We start from the raw sequence: 7,629 nt of genomic DNA on the forward strand, positions 1-7,629 counted from the left end.
AGATGGTGCCCCGGGCCGGACTTGAACCGGCACAGCGCGAACGCCGAGGGATTTTAAATCCCTTGTGTCTACCAATTCCACCACCAGGGCACGCAATTCTTGATTGCGGTGCTCGTAACTGATTTAAGTTAGACACCATCTAAGTACTGATTTCTTAACTGGAACATCAATACCGCAAATTCTTCTTTGCTCCGATTCTCCAAGAGAATGGAGGCGCGTCCCGGAGTCGAACCGAGGTACACGGATTTGCAATCCGCTGCATAGCCACTCTGCCAACGCGCCATTTTGTTTACATGTACCATGTAATCTGATGATTACTCACCGCTTCACAGGCTTTCCCGCTGCGGTATGAGCTGTAATTTACTGATTTTTAAAAATGAGTCAATAATATATTGTTACTTTTCAATTGAGTGGTTAAAAACCACCAAATGCAGTTAAAAAGCGCTCCATTATTGATTAAATCAACGGCACTGCCCGATTGAGTGTGGCACTAACCTCATGCGGGTACCTCATTTATTAAGTGCACGTATTTCTTCATCCAGTTGGTATTTTCTGTCGGTAACAATCTTTTCTAACACGTTGACCCGCTCTTTGAGAGCCTGTACTTCTTTTTCCAGATCGTTACTCGAACCGGCATGCCGCTCTTTTGACGTTGCCAGTTCGAGCTCTTTCATTTTAGCTATGTGTTGCAGGTATCGATTAAGCCCTATAAAGGCAAAAACGATAGCAACAATCATTACAGGTAGATGTCCCATCTCGAGCTTACTCCGTTAACAATAGATAGTTAGCTTAATCAACTCCATTAACTCGCTGAATGACAATATATTTAATGGAATTGGTATTATTCGCCAGTTTGGTACGCTTTACAACCTATCGCCTTCAATCAGTTGCATTAAAAAAAGGCCGATAATCGGCCTTTCTCAGTGACATAATTTGGCGTACTCAGGATACCGACCATTGGGACAGGGAACGTTTAAAGTCGTCGTAGCCAAATTCATTCAGCTTTTCGATATCGCCATTGGAACGCTCACAGTACACTGACGGCATTTTCAATCCATTAAACCAGTTCAGTTTCACCATGGTATAACCGGCGCTGTCGATAATATGCAAGCGCTGGCCAATTTCCAGCGGCTTGTCAAATTGAGTAACACAGAACTGATCGCCGGCAAGACAAGAGCAACTGCCAATGACGTACTGGTGCTCCCCTTTCTCGCTCGCTTCAGCAATAGACGCCGGCTCATCGTAGATCAAGGTATCAAGGCGATGGGCTTCGGTCGCACTATCGACGATCGCCGTCTTGATTTCATTTTCAACCACGTCAACCACTGTTACGACAAGATCCGTCGTTTTTGTGATAATGGCTTCTCCTGGTTCCAGATAGAGTTGAACACCGTGTTTTTCAGAAAACGCTTTTAATGCTGCAGCCAGTTTTTCAATATCGTAACCCGGCCAGGTGAAGAACACACCGCCGCCAAGACTGACCCAGTCTAGCTGATCCAGATGTTCACCAAACTTGTCCGAGATATAGTTCAGCAATCCGATGAAAGCGTCTTCATCTTTGTTTTCACAGTTCATGTGGAACATCACACCGTCAATCTCGCCGAATATTGCCGGATCAATATGATCACACTGCACACCCAGACGGGAGAATTTACGAGCGGGATTCGCTAAATCCTGTCCGGCATAACTGACACCGGGGTTCAAACGTAAACCCAGAGATGCTTTTCCTTCAACAATATGGCGGTAAGCCGCTAGCTGACTTTGTGAATTGAAGATCATCTTGTCGCAGATGTCAGCCACTTCCCTCACATCATCTTCGCTGTAGCCCACACTGTATGCGTGCGTTTCACCGCCAAAGGTTTCGTAGCCCAATTTTACTTCATACGGACCGCTGCTTGTTGTGCCATCAAGATAAGGTTTGATAATGTCAAACACACCCCAGGTTGAAAAACATTTCAGTGCTAATACCAGCTTCGCACCAGACAGCTCTTTCAGCCGTTTTGCTTTCTCTAGATTGGCAATCAACTTACTTTCATCAATCATGAAGTAAGGCGTTTTTAATCCTTGCTTGTTCATTTCATCTTCCTCAAAACGGAATAAAGCCGATGCAATTAACATCGGCTTAATATGTAAGTTGCGAGAACCTAGGTACTCAAGACTTAATACTCGCTACTAGCCACTCGAGACTAACATTCGATTACTTTAGAATCTGAATGTCTGGCTGAGCAACGTCTAGCTCCTGAACACCCCAATCAAGACCGATTGTCGGCATTAGCTCCAGGAATGGGTCTGGGTTTAGCTGTTCCATGTTAAACACGCCTTTACCACTCCACTCATTACGGAAGTACATCAGTGCAGCCGTAATTGCTGGAACGCCCGTCGTGTATGAGATTGCCTGGTGTTCAACATCTTTGTACGCGACTTCGTGATCAGCATTGTTATAGATGAATACGCTGCGTGGCTTGCCATCTTTAATACCTTGCACCCAAGTACCGATACAAGTTTTACCTGTGTAGCCCGGTGCCAGTGAGGTTGGATCTGGCAGGATAGCTTTCAGGACTTTAAGCGGCTCAACCACTGTACCATCTTGTAGCGTCACAGGATCTGGGCTTAACAGGCCGATATCACGCATGCAGTTGAAGTAGTTCAGGTATTTATCACCAAAGCCCATCCAGAACTCAATGCGATTGGCCGGGATGAATTCTTTCATTGAACGAACTTCATCGTGCGCCATTGAGTATACTTTGTGGCTACCCACTTCAGGGAAATCAAACTCAAGCATACGGGTATGACAAGGTACCTGTTTCCACTCCTGGTTTTCCCAGTAGAAAGAATCACCTTGTATTTCCAGCATGTTCGTTTCCGGATCGAAGTTCGTCGCGAACTTCTTACCGTGATCGCCTGCGTTCACGTCCATCACATCGATAGTATCGATTTCATCGAATAGATGCTTAACCGCGTAAGCGGCAAATACGCTAACAACGCCCGGATCAAAACCAGCACCCAGAATACCGGTGATACCCGCTTCTGCGAATTTTTCGCGGAATGCCCACTGTGGATCGTAAGCTTCAGGCACTTGCTGGCCTTCACTGCACAGATCAACCGCTACAGATGTATCCAGGTAAGAGACCTTCGCCTGGTAACAGGCTTCCATGATCGCGACGTTAACCCACGGAGGGCCGGCGTTGATGACGAGATCTGGCTGGACTTCTTTGATCAGTGCTACCAGAGCATCAACGTCATCTGCATTAACAGCACGAGATTCCAGTTTCTTTGATGGATCTTTGAGGTTATTGCGACCGTGAATCGATGCAATAATCTTTTCACACTTGCTCACTGTGCGAGAAGCAATCGTAATATCACCTAGAACATCATTGTTTTGTGCCGCTTTATGAGCAATAACCCAACCAACACCACCAGCACCGATTTGTAAAATAGCCATAGTTTTTCGTTTTCCGTATTTATTCAGGAAAGTTGTTGTTTTCACCCCGCCGCAACACCGGCGGGGTGAATCGTTACGTTCTGTCTTAATTACCCAGCTTACTTACCTAGTGACAGTGCCAGCTGGTTAATTCCGTTCAGCAAAGACTCAAAGTCTGACATTTTCAGGCAAGGGTTTAGAATCGTAAATTTAAGTGCGACCCGGCCATCGACAACCGTTTCACCCAGTACCGCAACGCCCTTCACCAATGCTTCCATTCGAAGTTGCTTGTTCAATTGATCTAAATCAGCACCCTGATTGCCGGTATAGCGGAACAGCACCGTTGATAGCGCCGGATCTGCCAGCAATTCGAAATCCGTTGAATGATTGATAAGATCTGCAACCTGCTGTGTCTGACCCAGCAAGTGATCATACATCGCACCAAGAGCCTGTGTACCCACACACTGCATTGTCATCAATACTTTCAACGCATCAAAACGCTTAGTCGTCGCGATAGATTTATCCACCAGGTTTGGCAGTAAATCATCTTCACGATTGAGATAATCGGCATGATGCAGTAGGTACTTAAAGTTCGCTTTGTCTTTAATCAATACGGCTCCACAACTGATTGGTTGATAGAACAGCTTGTGGAAATCGACACTCACAGAGTCTGCTTTCTCGATGCCATGCAGGCGAGATTTATGACGACTCAGGATCAGGGCGCCACCGTATGCGCCATCAACGTGGAGCCATAGGTTATGCTGCTCAGCGATATCAGCCATGTTCGCCAAATCATCGATAGCACCGTGATCTGTCGTACCCGCTGTGCCGACCAAAGCAAACGGCAGCAAACCTTCGCGTTTCAGCGTTTCCACCGTTGTCACCAGCGCAGCAAGCTTAATTGTACCATCTGGATTGGTATCAACACACTCAACGGCATGCTCACCCAAACCCATCAACGATGCCGATTTCTGTACGGTGAAATGCGACTTTTTAGAACACAGAATGCGCAGCTTAGATGCGTAGTCAGGCAGACCATCCTTCTGGATGTTATGCCCGGAAATGCTATCTGCCGCCCAGTCACGTGCCAGTAGTAATCCCATCAGGTTACTTTGCGTACCACCACTGGTGAACACGCCATCTGCTTGCTCACCCAGGTTATAAACACCACATAACCAATCAACAACCTTCTGCTCAACAAATGTCGCGGAGCTGGCCTGATCCCATGAATCCATCGACTGGTTCAGAGCGCTGATAAACGCCTCAGCAGCAATGGCCGGCAAAAGCGGCGGCGTATGCAGGTGAGCAATACAATGTGGATGCTGAACCATGATTGAGTTCTTAGCGATCAGTTCGCCTGTCTGCTCAATAACGGTTTCCAGCGGTAACTGCTGATGATCAAGATCGATGTTGTTAATCATCGCTTTTAAAATTTGCGGTTCCAGACCAGAATATGGCGCTTGCGTGCCTTCGAAGACCTGCTTCAGAACTTGCGTCGTCTGATTGAGTGCAGCTTCAAAATGGTCAGCTCCACCTTCACCAGTGTGAATAAAGTAAGAACGCCAATCATCTTGCTCGTTAGCCGTGACAGGCTCAACAACTTTCGCTGGACCTGCGGTCGCGATAATCGCCTTACTTAGCGCATCCAGAGCAAAATCAATCTGCTCGTGCGTAATGATCAATGGCGGAAGAAAACGCAGAACCGACCCCTGACGACCACCTTTTTCGATGATCAGCCCACGCTCTAGTGCCGCGCGTTGAATCTTCGCTGTCATTTCCGGATCGGCTTCAGGCTCACCAAATTTGTTCTTTTTACCGTTAGGTTTTACAATTTCAGCACCTAACATCAAGCCTTTGCCACGTACTTCGGCAATACAATCGGTGTACTGTGCAATACGCTCTAAACCTTCACGCAGGTACTGGCCGGCTTGCTGTGCATGTTCAACCAGGTTATCACGGCTGATAATTTCCAGCGCTTTTGAACCCGTAGCCATTGCCAGCTGATTACCACGGAATGTCCCTGTATGTTCGCCCGGCAACCAGGTATCAATCGACTTATCAAAAATAAGCAGTGACATTGGCAAGCCGCCGCCAACCGCTTTCGACAGACAAAGAATATCAGGAGTAACACCCGCTTCTTCGAACGCAAAATTGTGACCGGTTTTACCGATACCACACTGGATTTCATCAAAGATCAGAAGAATACCGTGTTCTTTGGTGATCCGACGCAACTCTTGCAACCAGAAAGCAGGAGCCGGAATAACACCGCCCTCACCTTGTACTGGTTCAACGATGATGGCTGCTGGCTTTTGTACGCCACTTTCGTCATCACTTAGCATACGCTCAATATAACGAAGGCTCTGTTTCGCCCCTTCATCGCCTTTCAGGCCAAACGGGCAGCGTAAACTATATGGGAAAGGCAGAAAGTGGACATCAGCCATCAGCCCCTGACGACGCGCTTTCGTCTTCAGGTTACCCATCATCGCCATCGTACCGTTGGTCATGCCATGGTAAGCACCATGGAAAGCAGCCATCGTATTACGGCCTGTGGTTTGCTTTGCAAGTTTGATTGCTGCTTCAACAGCATCTGCACCTGAAGGGCCACAGAATTGAATACGCGCATTTTTTGCAAATTCATCAGGTAAGAAGTTCATCACTTCTCTAATGAACTTATCTTTTACAGGCGTGGTAATATCTAAGGTCTGATATGGCAGGCCCGCATTTAACTGATCGATGATCGCTTGATTAATTTCCGGGTGGTTATAACCCAGAGCAAGGGTACCTGCACCGGCTAAGCAATCAAGAAAGAGCTGGCCACGGCTGTCTTCAACCATCGCGCCCGAAGCTTTGACGATAGCCAAAGGCAAACGTCGTGGGTATGAGCGAACTTCTGATTCATAGTGCTCTTGGCTTAGCAATAATTCATCAGGAGTTAAATCGTATAGTTCGTGAACTACAGGAACATTTGACGCCAGCTTTAGCGCATCTAAGTCAAACACATTGTTCATGGTAATTTTCCAAAAATCATTACGTCACACACTTATCAAACGCCTTGCGGCGTGAATGTACATCCTGAAGCCATGTCATTGCAAACAGGTACGCGCAAAACTCATATAGCCAAAATTTGACCAATCAATTTTTTAACTGCACGTTCAGTATATTCGACATTAAGTGCATACAAACACCACCGGGTATCGCCGGTGAAAATTCGAATGTTTACAGCAATAAGCTGAAATGATTTAAATCAGAAGGTTCAAGGCTCAGTAATAATACTGCAGTTAGGCAAGACAAAACTGATTTGAATAAATAAGGATTGAGTATTCACTGTTGGGTTCCTTCAATATGCGCCTGCATTATTCTTGTCAGGTCTGCGCTTATTAATGCCCTTCTACTAATGAAAGTTTCATTAGTACCTACGGCACGCTGTGACACAATCGGCCTGAGTTCATCACAACGCATATGTCTCAGTGATAGTTCCCCCCTGAGATTGCGCGCAAAATATCACAATGTCGTTTTCGATGACAAGATAAATTTGAAAACAAACACAACATCCGACCTAAAACAACATTATGAACCAAGTTTAACCGGCTGTTTTAGATACTAAAACTTTAAATACTATCTAATCCACTTAAAACACTTATTTGTGCCGAATTATCGATATTATCGTCAAGGGATGTGAATATTGTCATATCAGACAAGTGCTAAAAGCAACCGGGATAAGCCTCTGTTACTGGCCGATCTTCGAGGTGCAGGCGTGACCTCAACCTTGGCAAGCTTGTGTGCTAAATTTCAGATAATAAAAAACCCCGACATTTCTGTCAGGGTTTCATATTTGGAGCGACACACGAGGTTCCCGATCTTCGAGGTGCAGGCGTGACCTCAACCTTGGCAAACTTGTGTGTTGAATTTCAGATAATAAAAAACCCTGACATTTCTGTCAGGGTTTCGTATTTGGAGCGACACACGAGGTTCGAACTCGTGACCTCAACCTTGGCAAGGTTGCGCTCTACCAGCTGAGCTAGTGTCGCATGCTGTCAGTGCTTTATTCAAAGAAAGACAGACTTAATAGATGGTGCCCCGGGCCGGACTTGAACCGGCACAGCGCGAACGCCGAGGGATTTTAAATCCCTTGTGTCTACCAATTCCACCACCAGGGCACGCAATTCTTGATTGCGGTGCTCGTAACTGATTTAAGTTAGACACCATCT

Annotated in this window: 4 protein-coding genes and 4 tRNA genes; all 8 read right to left on the minus strand. The window is 46.3% G+C overall.

Translation table 11 applies throughout. The features are described 5' to 3' along the window. Positions 1–3 precede the first annotated feature (3 nt). Positions 4–90: transfer RNA gene (locus tag AC2204_RS20420), tRNA-Leu, on the minus strand. 118 nt (positions 91–208) lie between these two features. Beyond that, positions 209–282: transfer RNA gene (locus AC2204_RS20425), tRNA-Cys, on the minus strand. A 227-nt stretch (positions 283–509) separates the two neighbouring features. After that, positions 510–755: a hypothetical protein gene (locus AC2204_RS20430; RefSeq protein ID WP_318927734.1), complete on the minus strand. Its 246-nt coding sequence runs from the start codon at positions 753–755 to the stop codon at positions 510–512. Between the two features lie 187 nt (positions 756–942). Further along, entirely contained in the window at positions 943–2,076 is a 1,134-nt protein-coding gene (gene nspC, locus AC2204_RS20435) for a carboxynorspermidine decarboxylase (RefSeq protein ID WP_318927735.1), read from the minus strand. A gap of 121 nt (positions 2,077–2,197) precedes the next feature. Beyond that, complete coding sequence (locus tag AC2204_RS20440; protein WP_318927736.1) at positions 2,198–3,442, minus strand: carboxynorspermidine synthase; 1,245 nt, start codon at positions 3,440–3,442, stop codon at positions 2,198–2,200. Positions 3,443–3,540: 98 nt separating this feature from the next. Beyond that, positions 3,541–6,429, minus strand: coding sequence for a pyridoxal phosphate-dependent class III aminotransferase (locus AC2204_RS20445; RefSeq protein WP_318927737.1), 2,889 nt, complete (start codon positions 6,427–6,429; stop codon positions 3,541–3,543). Positions 6,430–7,373: 944 nt separating this feature from the next. After that, positions 7,374–7,449: transfer RNA gene (locus AC2204_RS20450), tRNA-Gly, on the minus strand. Between the two features lie 42 nt (positions 7,450–7,491). Beyond that, positions 7,492–7,578: transfer RNA gene (locus AC2204_RS20455), tRNA-Leu, on the minus strand. Positions 7,579–7,629 lie beyond the last annotated feature (51 nt).

The sequence above is a fragment of the Photobacterium sp. genome, from assembly GCF_057456235.1.

What these genes read in the sequence shown, in the direction of transcription:
- AC2204_RS20430 (WP_318927734.1), bottom strand. Translation starts at nt 755, where the DNA reads ATGGGACATCTACCTGTAATGATTGTTGCTATCGTTTTTGCCTTTATA.
- nspC (WP_318927735.1), bottom strand. Translation starts at nt 2,076, where the DNA reads ATGAACAAGCAAGGATTAAAAACGCCTTACTTCATGATTGATGAAAGT.
- AC2204_RS20440 (WP_318927736.1), bottom strand. Translation starts at nt 3,442, where the DNA reads ATGGCTATTTTACAAATCGGTGCTGGTGGTGTTGGTTGGGTTATTGCT.
- AC2204_RS20445 (WP_318927737.1), bottom strand. Translation starts at nt 6,429, where the DNA reads ATGAACAATGTGTTTGACTTAGATGCGCTAAAGCTGGCGTCAAATGTT.